The sequence below is a fragment of the Methylobacterium sp. D48H genome, assembly GCF_053345715.1.
The window spans coordinates 1-287 of sequence record NZ_JBKFAP010000200.1 but is presented as its reverse complement, the minus strand read 5'-3'; the positions used below and the strand labels follow the sequence as shown (position 1 = coordinate 287).

Annotated in this window: 1 pseudogene; it reads left to right on the top strand. The window is 73.2% G+C overall.

What is annotated here, in order from left to right:
* Positions 1-287 (top strand): annotated as a pseudogene (locus tag ACLBX8_RS32115) (hypothetical protein); the annotation flags it as partial.

The following is a 287-nucleotide window of genomic DNA, read 5'->3' as shown; positions in this document are numbered from 1 at the left end:
CTGTGCGACGCCGTCGTGATGCTGGTGGGCCGGGACGACTCCGGCCTCGCCGAGATCCGCGGCGTCTCGATCGTCCGCGGCCTCGCTTCCGCGCAGGCCCTGTTCGATGGCCTGCCGCCAGCCGTGACCGAACTGCACGCGCACCGGCTGGCCCAGACCGACGCCGACCGCGCCGCCATCCTGGCCGATCTCGGCACCATCACGACCGGGCGGCGCCGGTGCCCGCCAGCAGCAAGAGAGAGGGGAGAGGAGCCGGTGAGCCAGCCGCAGATGCAGATCGTCGCCAC